This is a genomic window from Sphingopyxis sp. BE235 (assembly GCF_031457175.1).
Classification (GTDB): Bacteria; Pseudomonadota; Alphaproteobacteria; order Sphingomonadales; family Sphingomonadaceae; genus Sphingopyxis.
On sequence record NZ_JAVDWC010000001.1, the window covers coordinates 148,327 to 167,452 of the forward strand.

A 19,126-nucleotide genomic window follows, 5' to 3' on the forward strand; every position below is an offset into this window, starting at 1 on the left:
ATCGCGCGCGCGTCTTGCCACGGCCCTATATCCGTCCCTAAGCATGTCGCATGCCTGTCACCGCCCGCTCCGCTGCCAATATGAACAATCCCGCGCCCGCCGCGACGCCGATGATGGCGCAATATTGGGCGTTGAAGGACAAGGCGGGCGATTGCCTGCTCTTCTATCGCATGGGCGATTTCTTCGAGCTGTTCTTCGACGACGCGAAGGCGGCGGCGTCGACGCTCGACATCGCGCTCACCTCGCGCGGCGAACATGATGGGCAGCCGGTGGCGATGTGTGGCGTTCCCGTCCACGCCGCCGAATCCTATCTCGCGCGGCTGATCCGCGCCGGGCACCGCGTCGCGATCGCCGAACAGATCGAGACGCCCGCCGAGGCGAAGGCGCGCGGCGGATCGAAGGCACTCGTCGCGCGCGACATCGTGCGCTTCGTCACCGCGGGGACGCTGACCGAGGAAAGCCTGCTCGAAGGGCGCAGCGCGAACCGGCTCGCCGCGCTTGCGCAGATCGGCAGCGACGGCGAGGTGGCGATTGCCGCGGCCGATATTTCGACGGGGCGCTTCGAGGTGGTCGCGGTCCCCGCGCAGGCGGTCGATGCCGAACTCGCGCGGCTCGCGCCTTCGGAGCTTCTGATCAGCGAGAGCGCCGAAGACCTGCCGATCTCGTCGGCGCGGCAGATCGTGCGGCGGCCGCCCGCGGACTTTTCGAGCGCGAGCGCACAGAAGCGCCTCGAAACCTTCTTCGGTGTCCAGACGCTCGACGGCTTCGGCCAGTTCGGGCGCGGCGAAATCGCTGCTATGGGCGCGCTCGTCGCCTATCTCGACCATGTCGGCACCGGCGGACCGACCTTCCTCCAGCCGCCGGTACGGCACCTCGCGTCGGGACGGATGGCGATCGACGCCGCGACGCGCGAGAGCCTCGAACTCGTCCGCACGATGGCGGGTGCGCGCGACGGCAGCCTGCTCGGCACGATCGACCGCACCGTCACCGCGGCGGGCGCACGCCTGCTCGCCGACGATCTCGCGAGCCCGCTCACCGACAAGGATGCGATCCTCGACCGGCTCGACCTTGTCGACGGTCTCGCGCGCGACGCCTTGTGGCGCGGCGAGCTGCGCGCGGCGCTCCGCGCTTTGCCCGACGCCGGCCGCGCGCTCGGCCGCCTCGTCGCGGGGCGCGGCGGGCCGCGCGACCTGGCGCAGCTGCGCGATGCGCTCGGCGGCGCTCGGCTCTTGCGCGAACGGCTTGCGCGCCGGCCCGACCTGCCGCCCCTGCTCGCGCGCCTACTTCCGGGGCTCGACGGTCATGGCACGCTCGTTGACGAACTCAGCCGCGCGCTGATCGAAACCCCGCCGGTCGACGCCGCGCAGGGCGGCTATGTCGCCGAGGGTTACGACCATGCGCTCGACGCGCTGCGCGAAACCGCGCGCGACGGACGCAAGGCGATCGCGGCGCTCGAAGCCGACTATCGCGATCGCACCGGCATCGCCTCATTGAAGATCCGCCACAATGGCGTGCTCGGCTATCATGTCGAGGTGCCCGCAAAGCACGCCGACGCACTGATGGCCCCCGAATCGGGCTTCACCCATCGCCAGACGCTCGCGGGGGTCGTGCGCTTCAACTCGTCCGACCTCCACGATGCCGCGAGCCGCGTCACGCAGGCGGGCGTCCACGCGATTGCCGCCGAGGCCGCGCATCTCGAATCGCTGACCGACGCTGCGATCGCGCGCCGCGAGGCGATTGCTGCATCGTGCGACGTGCTCGCGCGCATCGACGTCGCTGCGGCGCTCGCCGACCATGCGATGAGCCACAATTGGTGCCGTCCCGATCTCGCCGACGATCCGTGCCTCGACGTCAGCGGTGGCCGCCATCCGGTGGTCGAAGCGGCGCTCGCGAAGTCGGGCGAACGGTTCGTTCCCAACGACGTCTCACTGTCGCAGCGCGACCGGCTGTGGCTCGTCACTGGCCCGAATATGGGTGGTAAATCGACCTTCCTCCGCCAGAATGCGCTGATCGTTGTGCTCGCACAGGCGGGCGGGTTCGTCCCTGCTGCTGCCGCAAAGCTCGGGCTCGTCGACCGGCTGTTCAGCCGCGTCGGTGCGAGCGACAACCTCGCGCGCGGGCGCTCGACCTTCATGGTCGAGATGGTCGAGACCGCGGCAATCCTCGCGCAGGCGACCCCGCAAAGCTTCGTCATCCTCGACGAGGTCGGGCGCGGCACCTCGACCTATGACGGGCTCGCGCTCGCCTGGTCGGTGGTCGAGGCGGTGCATGAGGTCAACAAGTGCCGCTGCTTGTTCGCGACGCATTATCACGAGCTGACGCGGCTCGCCGAAACGCTGAACGCGCTGTCGCTCCACCATGTTCGCGCGCGCGAATGGCAGGGCGATCTGGTGTTGCTCCACGAACTCGCTGAGGGTCCCGCCGACCGCAGCTACGGCCTCGCGGTCGCGCGCCTCGCGGGCGTGCCCGCGGGGGTGGTAAAGCGCGCCGAGGCGGTGCTCGCCAAGCTTGAGGCGGGGCGCGAGAAGACCGGCGGGCTTGCCGCGGGGCTCGACGATCTGCCGCTGTTCGCCGCGACGCTTGCCGAGGCGCCCGCGGCGGCGAAGGATGCGTTGCGCGAGGCGCTGGCAGGTATCGATCCCGATGCGCTCGCGCCGCGCGAGGCGCTCGACGCGCTCTATACGCTCAAGCGGCTGATGGCGGATGAGCGATGAGCGACCTGTTCGACAATCTCGACCAGCGCCGCGCGATCATCGATCGCCGCGCGCTGTCGGGGCGGCTCGAAGAGATCGCCGGCGAAATGAGCGACACCGGCAAACGCCGCCGCGCGCTGGTCGACCTGCTCAAGGGCGCGCTCGAGGATGGCCGCGCCGAGATCGAGCGCCGACTGCTCGAACGCCCCTCGTCGGGGCGCGTCGTCGCCAATGCGACGGCGTTCCTGATCGACCAGATCATCCGCCTCAGCCATGATTTCACCACCGGCCATATCTATCCGTCGGCCAACCGCTCGGCGGGCGAGCGCATCACTTTGATCGCGGTCGGCGGCTACGGGCGCGGCGAAATGGCGCCGCACAGCGATATCGACATCGGCTTCTTGACGCCGTTCAAGCAGACGAGCTGGACCGAACAGGTAATAGAGGCGCAGCTCTATACCTTGTGGGATCTCGGGCTGAAGGTCGGCCATTCGAGCCGCTCGCTCGACGAGATGGTGCGCGCGGCGAAGGAGGATCTCACGATCCGCACCGCGCTGCTCGAAGGGCGCTTCATCTGGGGCGACCGCGCGCTTTACGATCAGGCGTCGGCGCGCTTCGACGCCGAAGTTGTCGCGGGCAATGCGCGCGCATTCGTCGCCGAAAAACTCGCCGAGCGCGACGAGCGGCACAAGCGGATGGGCGATTCGCGCTATGTCGTCGAACCCAATGTGAAGGAAGGGAAGGGGGGGCTGCGCGACCTCCATACGCTCTTCTGGATCGGCAAGTTCATCCACCGCGTGCGCACCGTGCCCGAGCTGGTCGATGCGGGGCTGATGTCGGGGCGCGAGCTTCGCCAGTTCGCGCGCGCCGAAAATTTCCTGCTCGCGGTGCGCTGTCACCTCCATATTCTCGCCGGCCGCGCCGAGGACCGGCTGACCTTCGACTTCCAGCCCGAAATCGCGCGCCGGATGCATTTTGCCGACCGGCCGGGCAAGAGCGCGGTCGAGCGCTTCATGCAGCTCTATTTCCTCCACGCCAAAAGCGTCGGCGACGTCACCGGCACCTTCCTCGCGCATCTCGACGACCAGATGGCGGCGCGCGGGCGGCGTTTCCTGCCGACGATCCGGCGCCGCCCGGGCAAGCTTCACGGCTTCGTGCTCGACCGCGGCCGGCTCGCGTTGCCGAGCGACGACTTTTTCCAGCAGGAGCCGGTGCGGTTGGTCGAGATTTTTGCGCTCGCCGACAAGCATGGCCTCGAAATCCATCCGCAGGCGATGCGGCAAGCGCGCCACGATGCGAAGCTGATCGACGCGCGCGGGGTGCGCCGCATCGCACGCGCCAACGAGCTGTTCCTCGACGTGCTGACGAGCCCGCGCGACCCTGAAACGGTGCTGCGCTGGATGAACGAGGCGGGGGTGTTCGGCCGCTTCGTTCCCGATTTCGGCCGCGTTGTCGCGCAGATGCAGTTCGACATGTACCATCATTATACGGTCGACGAGCATACGATCCGCGCGATCGGTCTGCTCGCTGACATCGAGCAGAACCGGCTCAAGGACGATCATCCGCTGTCGACCGCGATCATGGACCAGATCCATTCGCGGCGCGTGATCTATGTCGCGGTGCTGCTCCACGACATCGCCAAGGGGCGCGGCGGCGACCATAGCGTGCTCGGCGCCGAACTGGCGCTGCGCGTCTGCCCGCGGCTCGGGTTGAACGAGGCGGAGACCGAGACCGTCTCGTGGCTCGTGCGCTATCACCTCCTGATGTCGGCGACCGCGTTCAAGCGCGACCTTGCCGATTTCAAGACGATCCTCGATTTCGCGCAGGTCGTGCAATCGCCCGAACGCCTGCGACTGCTGCTCGTGCTCACCGTCGTCGACATTCGCGCGGTCGGCCCCGGGGTGTGGAACGGCTGGAAACGCCAGCTGCTCACCGAGCTTTACGACGCCGCCGAAGAAGTGCTGCGCCTCGGCCACAAGCAGCGCGGCCGCGAGGCGCGGATCGAAAGCAAGAAGGAAGCGGTCGCGGCGCAGTTCGGCTTCGACCAAAAAACCTTCGACAAGGTCGCAAAACGCCTTCCCGAAAGCTATTGGATCGCCGAACCGGTCGAGGTCATCGCCGCCAACCTCGTCCATATCCGGCAGGCGGGCGACGCGCCGCTGCATATCGCCGCGGTCCCCGACGACGATCGCGGCGCGACCTTGGTGATGGTGCTCGCCGCCGACCATCCAGGGCTATTCTATCGCATGGCGGGGGGCATCCACCTCGCTGGCGGCAACATCATCGATGCGCGCATCCACACGACGCGCGACGGGCTCGCGCTCGACAATTTTCTTGTCCAGGATCCGCTCGGACGGCCGTTCGCCGAAGCGGGGCAGATCGGCCGGCTGACGCGTGCGATCGAGGATGCGCTCGCCAACCGCCACAAATTGCTGCCCAAACTCGAAGCGCGGGCATTGCCGCGTACGCGCGCCGAGGCATTCCGCGTCGCGCCGAACGTCTTTGTCGACAATAAGGCTTCCAATCGGTTTACGGTGATCGAGGTCAATGCGCAGGACCGCCCCGCGCTGCTCAATCAGCTCGCCTATGCGCTGTTCCAGTCGAAGGTGACGGTGCACAGCGCGCATGTCGCGACCTACGGTGAGCGCGCGGTCGACACCTTCTATGTGACCGACCTGATCGGCGACAAGATCGACAGCCCGGCGCGCGTGAAGAGCCTCGAGAAACGCCTGCTCGAAGCGGCGACGAGCCAAAGCGAGGATGCCGTCGCGGCCTAGAAGTCGAACCCTTGCTGCACCGGGGGAAGGGGCACGCCTTCGAGTTCGAGCATCCGCGCCTTGGATTGCGAGCCGCCCGGCGCGGAGAACCCGCCGATTCCGCCACCCGCAGCCATGACGCGGTGACAGGGGATGATCAGCGGCACGGGATTCGTCGCCATCGCCTGCCCGACGGCGCGGGCATGTTCTGGCCCCACGTCCAGCGCCCGTGCGACGGCGCCATAGGTGGTCGTTTCGCCCCAGCCGAGCTTGCGTACCAAAGCATAGACTTGTGCGAAGAAGGGCGGCTGTTCGCCCAGATCGATCGGTATGTCGAAAAACTCGATCCGTTCGCCTTCGAAATAACGGATCGCCGCGTCGATGACAGCCCCAATTTCGGCCGGGGGCGCGCTACGCACCGCGTCGGGCAGGCGGCGTAAAATGGCGCGCTCGGCTTCGGCCGCGGTCGACGCAGGCAGGCGAAAACTCATAATGCCGGTGCGCGTCCAGCCGATGGCCGCGACGCCGGCCGCGGTTTCGAAAAGCTGATAATGGCTATGGCCGGGCATATCCGTCCCTCATCTTGGGTTCGATATAGGGCGTTGTTTCGCCAAAACCATATCGCAAGATGCTTGCCCTTCAGCCGCCTCAGGGTCCCGCCATGATCGCCGCCGCCGCGAGCAGTCCGCTGTTGAAACGCTGCGACAGCGCGGCGTCGGGGATCGCATTGAAGGCGTGAATCGCACCGGCATAACTGTGCAGGTCGACGGGCACCCCCGCCGCGACGAGCCGGCGCGCATAGTCAAGATTTTCGTCGAAGAAGAGGTCGAGGCTTCCGGTCGCGATATAGGCGGGCGGGAGGTTCGACAGATCGTCGGCAAGGCTCGGCGAAAACCAGCCGCGCCGGGTGTCGTCGATCTTATAGTCGCCCTGCAGCGCGCGCCAGCCGAAGCGATTGCTCGCGCGCGTCCAGATGAACTCGCCCGTCGTCGGATTGTTGTACGGACAGGCATCGCCGCCGGTGCGGTGATCGAGCATCGGATAGGTCAGGAGCTGACCCGCGATCGCGGGTCCGCCGAGATCGCGCGCCATGATCGCGAGTGCGGCGGCCAGTCCGCCGCCCGCGCTCTCGCCCGCGACGATGATCCGGCCCGCGTCGAAGCCGAGCGCCTCGGCTTGTCCCGCGAGCCACGCCAGCGCCGAATGGCAATCTTCCTGCGGTGCGGGGAAGGGGTGCTCGGGGGCGAGCCGATATTCGACCGACGCGACGGGAACGCCCGCGGCCGCCGCCAGCGCGGCGGGCCCGGCCTGCATCTGTTCGACCGATCCCATCACCATGCCACCGCCATGGATGTGCAGGATCGCGCCGCCGCCCGGGCGCGTTGTGGCCGGGCGATAGAGGAAGACCATTATGTCGGGTCCGCCATGGATCGACGGCACGAGCAGCTTCTCGGGCGCGATGACCGGTGGCGGCAGGATCGAATAAGTCTCCGCCGCCTTGGCCCGAATCTGGGCGATCGGCGTCGCGTCGAGATCGACGCGTGGAAACAGGTCGATGATCGGCGCTATCTCGCGGTCGACGAGGTGGCGGGTGTCCATATCAAACTCTCCCCTTCATCCCTCGCCGACGCGAAGATCAGCCGCGCAGCACCGCCCCGACCTTCGCCGCCGCGGCGACCACCTTGTCGGCGATCGCCTTCAGCTCGGCGTCGTTGAAGCTCTTTTCCAGCGGCTGCAGCTCGACCTCGACCGCGAGGCTGACCTGACCCTCGGGCACGCCCTGCCCCGCGAAGCGGTCGAAGAGGCGCGCATCGACGATCGCCGCCTTGTCGGCGCCGCGGACAGCGCGCACCAGATCGGCGGCGGTCAGGCTGGTCGGCGCGAGGAAGGCGAAGTCGCGGCGCACCGATTGTAGCGCGGGCGGCGTGAACGCCGCGCGGGCGGGCCCGCTCGCGCGCTTCGCCGGGATCGCGTCGAGGAAAATCTGTACCGCCATCACCGGGCCGTCGACATCGAAGGCGCGCGTCAGCAGCGGGTGGAGCGCGCCGAACTCGGCGAGCACCGCCTTGGGACCGAGCCGTAGCGTCGCCGACTGGCCGGGGTGCCAGATACTGCCGGTCGTGTCCGCCTCCATCACCTGCAACCGGTCGGCGGGCGCGCCCGCGGCCTCGAGCAGCGACAGCGCCGCCGCCTTGGCGTCGAACGCATCGAACGGCGCGGCCTTGCCCGCCTGCCAGCCGCGCGCTTTTTTGTCGCCCGCCATCAGCACGGCGAGCGTCGGATGCTCGGCGTCGGACAGATAGCGCCGCCCGATCTCGAACAGGCGGATGCTGTTCGCGCCGCGATTCTGGTTGCGCTGCGCCGCGGCGAGCAGGCCGGGGAGCAAAGACGGGCGCATGACCTTCAGGTCTTCGCTGATCGGATTGGCGAGGCTCCACGTGCCACCGCCGAACGGCGCGGCATCGGCTTCGCTGATGAACGACCAGGTGACCGCTTCGTCGAACCCGGCGGCGGCCGCGGCGCGGCGCACGCGGCGTTCGGTGAGTTGTTCGGCGGTCGCGGTCGGCTTCGCGACGCCGTCGGTGCGCGGCAGCGGCACCGATGCCACGGCGTCGAAGCCGATGATGCGCGTGACTTCCTCGACGATATCGGGGGCGCCGTCGACATCGCGGCGCCAGCTCGGCACCGCGACCTGCCAGCGGCCACCCTGTTCGATCACCGAAAAACCGAGTGCGGTCAGAATCTCCTGCTGCCGTTCGGGTGCGATCGCGATGCCACCGAGCGTTGCCGAAAGCGCCGGGTCGTAATCGACCGTCTTCACTTCGGCGGGCGGGGTGCCCGCGCGCGTCATGGCCGAGGGGGTGCCGCCGCAAATCGCGAGCACATGCGCGGTCACGATCGCGGTCGCGTCGTCGAGGAACGCCGGATCGACCCCACGCTCGAAGCGGCTGCGCGCGTCGCTGGTCAGCGCGAGCGCCTGGCCGGTGAGCGCGATGCGTTCGGGGGCAAAATAGGCGACCTCGATCAGGACGTCGGTCGTCGTCTCGCTGCACCCGCTATGCTCGCCGCCCATGATGCCGGCGATGTCGTGGACGCCTTGATCGTCGGCGATCACCGTCATCGTGTCGGTGAGGGTATAGTCCTTGCCGTTCAATGCGGTGACCGTCTCGCCGTCTTTCGCGCGGCGCGCGACGAGCGCACCGGTGAGCTGGGCGCGGTCATAGATATGGCTCGGGCGGCCGAGATCGAACATCACATAATTGCTGATGTCGACGAGCGCCGAGATCGAGCGCTGCCCGACGGCTCCGAGGCGGCGGCGCATCCATTCGGGCGCGGTGCCGTTGGCGACGCCGCTGATCGTGCGGCCGTAGAAAGCGGGGCAGCCCTCGGGATCGAGGGTAGCGATTTCGGTCGCGGGCGCACCCTCCCCGATGATCGTCGGGATATCGAGCGGCTTCAGCGTGCCGAGCCCCGCCGCGGCGAGGTCGCGCGCGATCCCGCGCACGCCCATGCAGTCCTGCCGGTTCGGGGTGATCGAAATGTCGATCACCGGATCGCCCGCGCCGCTGTAATCGGCAAAGGGGGTGCCGATCGGGGCGTCGGCGGGAAGCTCGATGATCCCGTCATGATCGTCGCCAAGCTCGAGCTCGCGCGTTGAGCACATCATGCCGTTCGATTCGACACCGCGCACCGCGGCGATCTTCAGCTCCATGCCGTTCGCGGGCACGACCGCGCCGGGCAGGCCGAGCACGCCGATCAGGCCGGCGCGCGCGTTGGGGGCGCCGCAGACGACGGTCAGCGGAGCGCCGCCATCGCCGGTGTCGACGGTCAGCACTTGCAGCTTGTCGGCTTGCGGATGACGTTCGGCGGTCAGCACCTTGGCGACGCGGAAGCCCGCGAGCTTTTCGGCGGGGTTCTCGACGCCTTCGACCTCGTGGCCGATACGGTTTAGTGTCGCGACGACGTCATCGACGGTCGCGCTCGTGTCGAGATGCTCTTTCAGCCAGTCGAGGGTGATCTTCATGCTGAAATCCCCCCGCTGAGCGTAGGCACCGACAGCGCGCCGAACCCGTAGTGCGACAGCCAGCGCAGGTCGCCGTCGAAGAAGGCGCGCAGATCGTCCATGCCATATTTCAGCATCGCGAGCCGGTCGACGCCGACCCCGAAGGCGAAACCCTGCCACTCGTCGGGGTCTAGCCCGCAGTTCGCGATCACGCGGCGGTTGACCATGCCGCTGCCGAGCAGCTCCATCCACGCATGGCCTTCGTCGTCGCCATTGCCGCCGACGATGCGGCGGCCCTTTTCCTGTTTATAGCCGACGTCGACCTCGGCCGAGGGTTCGGTGAAGGGGAAATAGGAGGGACGCAGGCGGAGCACGATGTCGTCGCGCTCGAAATAGGCTTTGAGGAAGGTTTCGAGCGTCCATTTGAGGTGGCCCATATGGATGCCGCGGTCGATGACGAGCCCTTCGACCTGGTGGAACATCGGCGTGTGCGTCGCGTCGCTGTCGCTGCGATAGACGCGGCCGGGCGCGATGATGCGGATCGGCGGCTCCTGCGACATCATCGTGCGGATCTGCACCGGCGAGGTGTGCGTGCGCAGCAGCATGCGGCCGCCTTCACCCGGACCGGCGTCGGCGCCGCCGCGCATTTGGTCGGGGAAATAGAAGGTGTCGTGCATCGCGCGCGCCGGATGCGTTTCGGGAATGTTGAGCGCGGTGAAGTTGCGCCAGTCGTCCTCGATCTCGGGACCCGTCGCGACGGCAAAGCCCATGTCGGCGAAGATTTCGGCGAGCTCGTCCATCACCTGGCTGACCGGATGCACGCTGCCGCGTGGGCCTGCGTCGGCGGGCAGCGACATGTCGATCGCTTCGGCGGCGAGCTTGATGTCGAGCGCCGCGGCATCGAGCGCCGCCTTGCGCGCGCCGAGCGCCGCGGTGACCGTTTCGCGCAGCGCGTGGATTTCGGGGCCTTTCGCCTGCCGCTCATCGGGGGTCATCCCGCCCAGCGTCTTGAGCAGCGCGGTGATCGCCCCCGCCTTGCCGAGCGCCGACACGCGCAGTGCCTCGATCGTATCGAGGTCGGCCGCCGCCGCTATCTCGTCCACCAGCCGGGTCTGAATGGCCTGAATGTCGCTCATTGTCGTTCGTCCTGTTCCGGCGGCGCTGGCGCTGTCGGCCTGCATTTCTCTGGTTCTATGGATAGGGCGGCTAGCCGCGCGTCCGTCGCCTGCCGCTTGCACCGAACGCGCCGCGCGGGTCAAGTCACTTGGCGGAAAACGGGGCTATCCGGCCGGCTTGTGCAGACCCTGCACCGCGGCGCCGGCAGCGGCAGCCCGCGCAAACGCCGCAGCGCCCAAGATCGGCTTGGCGCGCGCGGCATAGTCGCGCGGGCTCATCCCCATAAAGCGCTGGAAGTCGCGCGTGAACTGCGCCTGGTCGTAATAATGGTGATCCATCGTATCGATCCACGCCATCGACGGGTCGAGCATGAAGCGACCGAGCGAGCGCAGGAAGCGCTGGCGCCGCAACAGCAATTTGGGCGAAAAGCCGAAGGCACGGTGGCACAGCCGCTCGATCGAACGTTCGGAGAGCGACAATTTGGCCGACAGATCGGCGACACTCGTCACCTCGTCGTCGACCAGCGCCCGATGCGCGGCAAGGATCGCCGGGTCGTCGGGCGGCGCATCGGCGAGGAGGGCGCAGGCATGGCCGTCGATCAGCGCCGCCGCGGCGTCGACATCCTTCACTTGCCGCAAGGCGCCCAGCAACGGCGCAAAGGGAGCAAAGGCCGGATGGGTGCCGCCGTCGGTCATGCGGTCGGCCAGGTCTTCGGCGGACAAGGGAATGAATTTGGCCCAGCCCATCGGCAGGATGCCGATACCCCAGGCACGCATGTTGCCCGCCGCGAAATAGGTCGCGGTGCTTGTCGGACCCGTGGCGACGAAGCGGGGCGCCTTGATCACCGGGCTGTCACCGATCGCCGCGAGCGGCCGGTCGCCCTCGATGAATCGCAGGTTCGCCCATTCGGGGTGCAGATAATCCTCGACCCGGCTGCCGTCGGTTCCGGCGACTTCGCTCAGATAGATGGTGCTGACATAGGGGCGTAAGGCGGGCGACAGCGGAAAAAAGCGCGTGGCGACGCGCGCGCCGGCCGGAAGAAGAGGAGATGCGTCGCTGTGCGGCATGCTGTCCCATTCCTAGAGGGCGAAGTGCATGAAAAACAATGCCCCCGCGCCAATATTTGTCGGGTTCTTACAATTTTATACGCGGCGGCTGCTGCATAGTTGCGCGGTCCGCTCCGAAGGGGGCGTGTGAGGAGAATCGCCGCGTGACGCCAAGGGATGGGGCTTGGCGGGGACCTGAAATAAACGACTGATTTTCCGAGCTTCGTTCCGGCCGTCAGCTTTCTGCGACCCACGGCTATTCGGATCGGGCGGGGGGGCGATGGTTTCCACTGGAACCATTGTCGAGGCGGCGCGGAGCGGGAGCTGCGCGCCGCCTCTTCGTTTGGGCGGGTGACGGTAGATTTCCGCTTCGGGTGGGAAGCGGACGGCGCTTCATTTTCCTTCGTCACCCCGGACTTGATCCGGGATCCCGCTTTTTGACGCACAGGCTGGCTTCGACCTCAAGCGGGACCCCGGATCAAGTCCGGGGTGACGATGATGGATAGGACATCGTTAGCCGCCATTGCGATCCCAAAGAAAAAGGGCGGCCCCACCGGGACCGCCCTTGTTTCGTTTGCCTTGGCTGAAAAGCGTCAGGCTGCCTTGGGCAGCGCCGCTTTCGCCTGGGCGATGATCGCCCCGAAGACATTGCCTTCGTTCATCGCGAGGTCGGCCATGACCTTGCGGTCGAGCTCGATCCCGGCCAGCTTCACGCCGTGCATGAACTGCGAATAGGTCAGGCCTTCGGCGCGGACCGCGGCATTGATGCGCTGGATCCACAGACCGCGGAAATTCCGCTTCTTAACCTTGCGGTCGCGATAAGCGTACTGGCCGGCCTTTTCGACCGCCTGCTTGGCGACGCGGATGGTGTTCTTGCGACGGCCGTAATAGCCCTTCGCCTGTTCCAATACGCGTTTGTGCTTGGCGCGCGTGGTGACGCCGCGTTTGATGCGTGACATGCCTTAGCGCTCCTTACTTCAGGCCGTAGGGCGCCCAGAGGCGCACATGGGCCACATCCGAATCGCTGAGCACGCTGGTGCCGCGGTTGGTGCGGATATATTTTGCATTGTGGCTGCTCAGGCGGTGACGCTTGCCGACGACGCCGTGCTTCACCTTGCCCGAAGCGGTGAATTTGAAGCGTTTCTTCACACCGCTCTTGGTCTTCATTTTGGGCATTTTGGTCTCCTTTGGAAGTCCGTTTGCGTATCGGCCTGGCAGCCCTTTCAGCCAGCCGACACAATCGGAAGCGGGGCGCTTAGGGGGATTCGCCCGGAAATGCAAGCGATTCGGGGGTTAAAAACTCGCGCCGTCGACCTTCTGGATATTGAGCGCATCGAGGTCGGCGTCGGGGACGCAGCGTAGGTTGACCGCGGCCATCTTTGAGCCGTCTGGACCGGTGCCGACAGAGAAACCCTGGCATCCGCAGTCGGTGCAGAATTGATGGTCGATATTATGCTTGTTGAACGTGTAGCTCCCGAGCTTGTCGGCGCCGCTCTCCAGCCGGAACTGGTCTATGGGCACGAAGGCGAGCAGGAAGCCTTTGCGCCGACAGTGCGAGCAATTGCAGCTCATCGCCGTGCCCGGAATGTCGCCCTCGACCGTATAGGTCACCGCGCCGCAATGGCAGCTTCCTTGAAAAGCCATGTCCGTTCCTCTCCTTGTCAGTGGTGACAGGCGAGTCCCTCTATCACATCCTCGAGCCGTGCGGGGTCGCCGATTGCGATGACATGCCCCGAACTGTCGGCGCTCAACGGATCGCCGTTCCAGTCGCACATTGTCCCGCCCGCGCCTTCGACAATGGGAGCAAGCGCGGCGAAATCATGGAGCTTCAACCCCGCCTCGACGACGAGGTCGATATGACCGCTCGCGAGCAGGCCATAATTATAGCAATCGCCGCCGAAGACCATGCGCTTGTGCGACGTCTTCGCCGCGAGCGCCATGAAATGCTCGGCGTCATGGTCGGCGAAATATTGCGGGCCGGTCGTCGCGAGCACCGCATCGGCAAGGGTGCGGCAGGGGCGCGTGCGCGCCGGCGCACCATTGAACAAGGTCGGCTGTCCGAGTGCGCCGACCCAGCGTTCGCCATTGATCGGCTGGTCGATGATGCCGAGGATCGGCCAGCCATCCTGGAGCAGCGCGATCAGCGTGCCGAAGATCGGGCGACCCGCCATGAAGCTGACGGTGCCGTCGATCGGGTCGAGCACCCATTGGCGCGACGCGTCGGGGCGCTCGGCGCCATATTCCTCGCCGATGATCCCGTCGCGCGGCGCCTCGGCATCGAGCAGGCGGCGCATCGCGGCCTCGGCGGCGCGGTCGGCTTCGGTCACGGGCGAGGCATCGGCCTTGGCCTCGTGCGTCCAGTTGGAGCGGAAGAGCGGACGGATCGCTTCGCCGGCGGTGTCGGCAAGGCGATTGGCGAGGGTAAGGTCTGATGTGATCGACATGGCCCTGCGCTAGCTCAGCCGGCCTCCGGCCGCCAGTCCATGCAAACCTATTGCACCGACCGAAGCCTGATTTTATCAATTTTACAATATTGGTATAAACTGTAAAATCACTCATATGCCGGGTGACTTTCCCCTCGATCCGATTGTCGCGACCTTCGCGCGCTACGGATTGCGCAAGACGTCGATGGAGGACGTCGCGCGCGCACTCGGTGTGTCGCGGCAAGCACTCTATAACCGGCACGGATCGAAGGGGGCACTGGTCGATTGGGCGACCAAATGCCTGATCGACAGCTCGCTGGCCGCCGCGCTCGCCAGCATCGACCAGCCCGCAAAGACGCTCGTCGAACGTCTGACCGACGCGCTCGACGCATGGGCAGGCCGGCACATGGACGCCCTTCACGCCTCGCCACAAGGCACCGAGATCGTGGCGACGCTCCAGCGCGATCCGCCCGAGGCGGTCCGTGTGGCCGAGCGCCGGCTGGTCGCGGCGATGGCCGAGGCGATCCGGTTCAGCGGACCGGGCTCGGCGGTCTCGCGCGCGGGCAGTATGGCGCAGGCTCTATGCTGGACCGCACGCGGCCTCGTTCATGCCGTGCCCGATCATGCGACCTTCCGGCGGCAGCTCGATCATATCGTCGGCGCGCTCGTCGCGCGCTGATGCGATCAGTCGAACAGCGAGGAGACGCTCGATTCGTCGGCGATGCGCTTGATCGCTTCGCCGAGCAAAGGCGCGACGGTGAGCGCGCGAACCTTGCTGCTGTCGTTCACCGCGTCGGTCGGCTGGATCGAATCGGTGATGACGAGTTCGGTAAGCTCGCTCGCATCGACGCGCGCGACCGCGCCGCCCGACAAAACGCCGTGCGTACAATAGGCGACGACGCCCTCGGCGCCCGCGGCCTTCAGCGCGGCGGCGGCGTTGCAGAGCGTGCCCGCCGAATCGACGATATCGTCGATCAGGATGCAGAAGCGGCCCTTCACGTCGCCGATGATGTTCATCACTTCCGATTCGCCAGCGCGCTCGCGGCGCTTGTCGACGATCGCCAGCGGCGCGTTGTCGAGCCGCTTGGCGAGCGCGCGCGCGCGGACCACGCCGCCGACGTCGGGCGACACGACCATCAGATTCTTGCCCGCAAAGCGCGCCTGGATATCGGCGCTCATCACCGGCGCGGCATAGAGGTTGTCGGTCGGGATATCGAAGAAGCCTTGGATCTGCCCCGCGTGCAGGTCGATCGCGAGCACGCGGTCGGCGCCCGAAGTGGTGATCAGGTTCGCGACGAGCTTTGCCGAGATGGGGGTGCGCGGGCCGGGCTTCCGGTCCTGGCGGGCATAGCCGAAATAGGGGACGACCGCGGTGATGCGTTTCGCCGATGCGCGGCGCAGCGCGTCGTTGATGATGAGCAGCTCCATCAGATTGTCGTTCGCGGGGAAATTCGTCGGCTGAACGACGAAGACATCCTGACCGCGGACATTCTCATGGATTTCGACGAAGACCTCTTCGTCGGCGAAGCGGCGTACGCTGGTGTCGGTCAGCGGCAGTTCCAGATAGTCCGCGATCGCGCGGGCGAGGGGGAGGTTGCTGTTGCCGGAGATGAGTTTCATGCGCTGCGAAGCCCTTTCGCGCGGAGTGGGATTGCGCGCCCCCTTAGCCAGCGCGGGCGGATAGGGGAAGGGGTTAAAGCCCGATCCGCTGCGCGCGCCGCAGTTGAAATCGGCGCGCGTCGGCCTAAACCACCGACATGACACAAAAGCTCACCATCGTTCTTTCGCAAATGACGCAGGTCGTGGGCGACCTCGCCGCCAACAATGCGGCGATGCGCGACGTCCGCGCGCGGCACCCGGACGCCGACCTGATCCTCTATCCCGAACTCCAGCTGATCGGCTATCCGCCCGAGGATCTGGTGCTGAAGCCCGCGCTCGCGGAGCGCGCCGCGACGATGCTCGCCGAACTCGCCGCTGATACCGCCGATGGCGGCCCGGCGATTCTCGTTGGCTCGGTCGAACGGGAAGGCGACAGCCTCTATAATATCGTCGCGCTGCTCGACGGCGGCCGGATCGTCGCGACGCGGCGCAAGCACGAACTCCCCAATTACGGCACCTTCGACGAAAAGCGCGTGTTCGTCCCCGGGCCGCTCCCCGATATCGTCGAATGGCGCGGCGTGAGGCTTGGCCTGCCGATCTGCGAGGACGGCTGGTTGCCCAAGGTTTGCCAGCACCTGGTGAGGCAGGGCGCCGAGCTGCTGATCTCGGTCAACGGCAGCCCCTATGAGATCGACAAGGACGAGCGGCGTCTGACGCAGGTGTTCGCCAGCCGCGTCGCCGAAACCTCGCTGCCCGTTATTTTTCTCAACCGCGTCGGCGGGCAGGACGAAATCGTGTTCGACGGCTGCTCGTTCGTGCTGAACAGCGACGGGACGACGGCGCACCGGTTGACCGACTGGGAGTCCGAGGAGCGGGTCACGCACTGGACCAAGGGCGCCGACGGCTGGACGTGCGCGACGGGCGCGATCGCCGAATGGGAATCGCATCCCGCCGATATCTACAGCGCGATGATCATATCCTTGCGCGACTATGTCGAACGCAACCGTTTCCCCGGCGTCGTGCTCGGCCTGTCGGGCGGAATCGATTCGGCGATCTGCGCGGCGATCGCCGCCGATGCGCTCGGTCCCGACAAGGTGTGGTGCGTGATGATGCCGAGCCGCTTCACGAGCCAGACCAGTCTCGACGATGCCGCGGGCTGTGCGGCGATGATCGGGTGCAAGCTCGACACCATCTCGATCGTCCCCGCGGTCGAGGCGTTCGACGCGATGCTCGCGGGCAGCTTCGCCGACAAGGATGTCGACATCACCGAGGAAAATGTCCAGTCGCGCATCCGCGGCGTCACCCTGATGGCGCTCAGCAACAAATTCGGCCCGATGCTGCTGACGACGGGCAACAAGAGCGAGATGAGCGTCGGCTATGCGACGATCTATGGCGACATGGCGGGCGGCTATAATCCGCTGAAGGACGCGTATAAAATGACGGTGTTCGCGGTGGCGAAATGGCGCAACGAAAATGTGCCGCGCTTGTCGCGCAACCCGGTGACCCCGGTGATGCCCGATACCATCATCACCAAGCCGCCGAGCGCCGAGCTGCGCCCCGACCAGAAGGACGAGGACAGCCTGCCGCCCTATGCCGACCTCGACCGCATGCTGCATATGCTCGTCGAGGAGGAAGCGAGCGTCGATGATGTCGTGGCGAAATATGGCTTCGATCGCGATGCGGTGGCGCGGATCGAACGCCTGTTGATGCTCGCCGAGTATAAGCGCCGCCAAGCGCCGCCGGGGGTCAAGCTGTCGACGCGCAATTTCGGGCGCGACCGGCGCTATCCGATTACGCACGGCTTCCGGACGGCGTAGCGCAGCGTGGCGAACTGGCTCACCGGGATTGGGTATGCGCTGTCGATCGTCAGTGTGGCGCTGCTCGCGTGGGCCGCATGGCCCGCGCCCGATGAGGATCGCGCATTGGTCGGCGCCGTGATCGCCGGCGCCGCGCTATCGGTCGTCGGCATGGCGCTGCGCTGGGTCGCGCACATCGTCCAGAATCGCAAGATCGCGGAAGACGACTGACGGCGGCCCGATATGCGGTTATAGGCGCGCGCTATGACTGTCGTTACCCGTTTCGCCCCTTCGCCGACCGGCACCCTGCATGTCGGCAATGTCCGCACCGCGCTGCACAATTGGCTGTGGGCGCGAAAGCATGGCGGGCGCTTCCTGCTGCGCATCGACGACACCGACCTCGAACGCTCGAAAGAGGAATATGTCGATGCGATTCGCACCGACCTCGCGTGGCTGGGCTTCGATATCGACGGCGAGGAACGGCAGTCGGCGCGCTTTGCGCTTTATGAGGCCGAGTTCGAAAAGCTGAAGGCAGCGGGGCGCGTCTATGCCTGTTACGAGACGCCCGAAGAGCTCGATATCCGCCGCAAGATATTGCTCTCGCGCGGGCTGCCGCCGGTTTACGAGCGCAAGCCCGCCGATGCGCCGGTCGCCGAGGGCATCGCGCCGCACTGGCGTTTCCGGCTCGACCATGACGCGGCGATCGAGTGGACCGACATGGTCCGCGGACCGCAGCATTTCGAACCCAAGACAATGTCCGACCCGGTCGTGCGCCGCGCCGACGGCAGCTGGCTTTACCTGTTGCCGAGCGTGATCGACGATATCGCGATGGGGATCACGCATGTCGTGCGCGGCGAGGATCATGTGTCGAACACCGCTTCGCAGGTCCAGATGTTCGCCGCGCTCGGCGCGACGCCGCCCGCCTTTGCGCACGAGGCGCTGCTCGTCGGGACCGAGGGCAAATTGTCGAAGCGGCTGGGCTCGCTCGGCATGGCGAGCCTGCGCGAGGACGGGATCGAACCGATCGCGCTCGTCGCCTTGCTCGCCCGATTGGGGACGAGCGATCCGGTCGAGCCGGTGACGGATGTTGCGCCGCTGGTCGAAAGCATCGATTTCGCGCGCTTCGGCCGCGCCCCCGCGCGCTTCGACGAGGCCGAGCTGGCGCTGCTCAACCAGAAGATATTGCATCACACCGACCATGCGGCGATCGCGGACCGCCTGCCCGCCGCGATCACCGCGGCGCGCTGGAACGCGATTCGGCCCAATGTGATGACGGTGGCCGAGGCGGCCGAGTGGGTGCCCGTGTTCGACGGCCCCTTTGCCTCGCCGCCCGCCGAAGCGGCCGACCGGCCGGTACTCGAAGCGGCGGCGCAGGCTGCGCCGGCGATCGATTGGGGCGCCGACCCCTGGCATGCGCTGACCGCCGCGGTGAAGGAGGCGACGGGGGCAAAGGGCCGCGCGCTCTTCCTGCCGCTCCGCCGCGCGCTCACCGGGCGCGACCATGGCCCCGACATGGCCGAACTGCTCCCGCTGATCGACAAGGATCAGGCGGTGGCGCGGCTTTCCGCCGCCTAGGTCTCCCACAGCATCGCGTGAAAGCTTGTTTACCGATCCACTTGACATGTGACGTGATGTTATAATATCACTTCATTCTGACCTGGCCGACAGCAACGGTCGGAACGCGGCGGGGCCGG

Annotated in this window: 16 protein-coding genes; 6 read left to right on the plus strand and 10 right to left on the minus strand. The window is 66.8% G+C overall.

Annotated elements, in window-relative coordinates; all coding sequences use genetic code 11:
• Positions 1 to 50: 50 nt before the first annotated feature.
• Together mutS and J2X38_RS00790 are read left to right on the plus strand one after the other, a co-directional pair.
• The gene (gene mutS, locus J2X38_RS00785; protein WP_310250067.1) at positions 51 to 2,714 is read left to right on the plus strand and encodes a DNA mismatch repair protein MutS; all 2,664 of its coding nucleotides are present in this window, start codon (positions 51 to 53) and stop codon (positions 2,712 to 2,714) included.
• On the plus strand, positions 2,711 to 5,470 hold the full coding sequence (locus J2X38_RS00790) for a [protein-PII] uridylyltransferase (RefSeq protein WP_310250069.1): 2,760 nt from the start codon (positions 2,711 to 2,713) through the stop codon (positions 5,468 to 5,470). The genes mutS and J2X38_RS00790 overlap by 4 nt, the downstream gene beginning before the upstream one ends.
• Here the strand turns inward: J2X38_RS00790 and J2X38_RS00795 are convergent.
• From J2X38_RS00795 to hisN, 9 genes are all read right to left on the minus strand, one after another.
• A complete protein-coding gene (locus J2X38_RS00795; RefSeq protein WP_310250071.1) occupies positions 5,467 to 6,018 on the minus strand; it encodes a methylated-DNA--[protein]-cysteine S-methyltransferase in 552 nt (183 codons plus the stop codon). The genes J2X38_RS00790 and J2X38_RS00795 overlap by 4 nt on opposite strands.
• Before the next feature lie 79 nt (positions 6,019 to 6,097).
• Positions 6,098 to 7,048 (minus strand): alpha/beta hydrolase, encoded by a 951-nt coding sequence (locus J2X38_RS00800; protein WP_310250075.1) that lies wholly within the window; start codon positions 7,046 to 7,048, stop codon positions 6,098 to 6,100.
• A gap of 37 nt (positions 7,049 to 7,085) precedes the next feature.
• A complete protein-coding gene (pheT, locus tag J2X38_RS00805) occupies positions 7,086 to 9,473 on the minus strand; it encodes a phenylalanine--tRNA ligase subunit beta (protein WP_310250078.1) in 2,388 nt (795 codons plus the stop codon).
• Entirely contained in the window at positions 9,470 to 10,588 is a 1,119-nt protein-coding gene (pheS, locus tag J2X38_RS00810; protein ID WP_310250080.1) for a phenylalanine--tRNA ligase subunit alpha, read from the minus strand. Before pheS ends, pheT begins: the two co-directional genes overlap by 4 nt.
• A gap of 144 nt (positions 10,589 to 10,732) precedes the next feature.
• On the minus strand, positions 10,733 to 11,635 hold the full coding sequence (locus J2X38_RS00815) for an AraC family transcriptional regulator (protein ID WP_082639963.1): 903 nt from the start codon (positions 11,633 to 11,635) through the stop codon (positions 10,733 to 10,735).
• 572 nt (positions 11,636 to 12,207) lie between these two features.
• A complete protein-coding gene (rplT, locus tag J2X38_RS00820; protein WP_037515683.1) occupies positions 12,208 to 12,573 on the minus strand; it encodes a 50S ribosomal protein L20 in 366 nt (121 codons plus the stop codon).
• Between the two features lie 13 nt (positions 12,574 to 12,586).
• Positions 12,587 to 12,790: a 50S ribosomal protein L35 gene (rpmI, locus tag J2X38_RS00825; RefSeq protein WP_037515684.1), complete on the minus strand. Its 204-nt coding sequence runs from the start codon at positions 12,788 to 12,790 to the stop codon at positions 12,587 to 12,589.
• 117 nt (positions 12,791 to 12,907) lie between these two features.
• Positions 12,908 to 13,258, minus strand: a complete 351-nt coding sequence (locus tag J2X38_RS00830; RefSeq protein ID WP_310250087.1) for a GFA family protein — start codon at positions 13,256 to 13,258, stop codon at positions 12,908 to 12,910.
• A 17-nt stretch (positions 13,259 to 13,275) separates the two neighbouring features.
• The gene (gene hisN / locus J2X38_RS00835; protein WP_310250090.1) at positions 13,276 to 14,058 is read right to left on the minus strand and encodes a histidinol-phosphatase; all 783 of its coding nucleotides are present in this window, start codon (positions 14,056 to 14,058) and stop codon (positions 13,276 to 13,278) included.
• Positions 14,059 to 14,173: 115 nt separating this feature from the next.
• Between hisN and J2X38_RS00840 the strand changes: the two genes are divergently transcribed.
• Positions 14,174 to 14,716 carry a TetR/AcrR family transcriptional regulator gene (locus J2X38_RS00840; RefSeq protein ID WP_310250093.1) on the plus strand — a complete coding sequence of 181 codons (543 nt, stop codon included), beginning with the start codon at positions 14,174 to 14,176 and terminating at the stop codon, positions 14,714 to 14,716.
• Positions 14,717 to 14,721: 5 nt separating this feature from the next.
• Here J2X38_RS00840 and J2X38_RS00845 read toward each other — a convergent pair whose 3' ends face one another.
• Positions 14,722 to 15,657 carry a ribose-phosphate pyrophosphokinase gene (locus J2X38_RS00845; protein ID WP_037515690.1) on the minus strand — a complete coding sequence of 312 codons (936 nt, stop codon included), beginning with the start codon at positions 15,655 to 15,657 and terminating at the stop codon, positions 14,722 to 14,724.
• Positions 15,658 to 15,794: 137 nt separating this feature from the next.
• Here J2X38_RS00845 and J2X38_RS00850 point away from each other — a divergent pair, with 137 nt between their 5' ends.
• From J2X38_RS00850 to gltX, 3 genes are read left to right on the plus strand one after another with little or no spacing between them, the layout of a single operon-like run.
• The gene (locus J2X38_RS00850; RefSeq protein WP_310250095.1) at positions 15,795 to 17,453 is read left to right on the plus strand and encodes an NAD+ synthase; all 1,659 of its coding nucleotides are present in this window, start codon (positions 15,795 to 15,797) and stop codon (positions 17,451 to 17,453) included.
• Between the two features lie 6 nt (positions 17,454 to 17,459).
• Positions 17,460 to 17,663 (plus strand): hypothetical protein, encoded by a 204-nt coding sequence (locus J2X38_RS00855; RefSeq protein ID WP_310250098.1) that lies wholly within the window; start codon positions 17,460 to 17,462, stop codon positions 17,661 to 17,663.
• Between the two features lie 33 nt (positions 17,664 to 17,696).
• The gene (gltX, locus tag J2X38_RS00860) at positions 17,697 to 19,007 is read left to right on the plus strand and encodes a glutamate--tRNA ligase (protein WP_310250102.1); all 1,311 of its coding nucleotides are present in this window, start codon (positions 17,697 to 17,699) and stop codon (positions 19,005 to 19,007) included.
• The last annotated feature ends 119 nt before the right edge of the window (positions 19,008 to 19,126 follow it).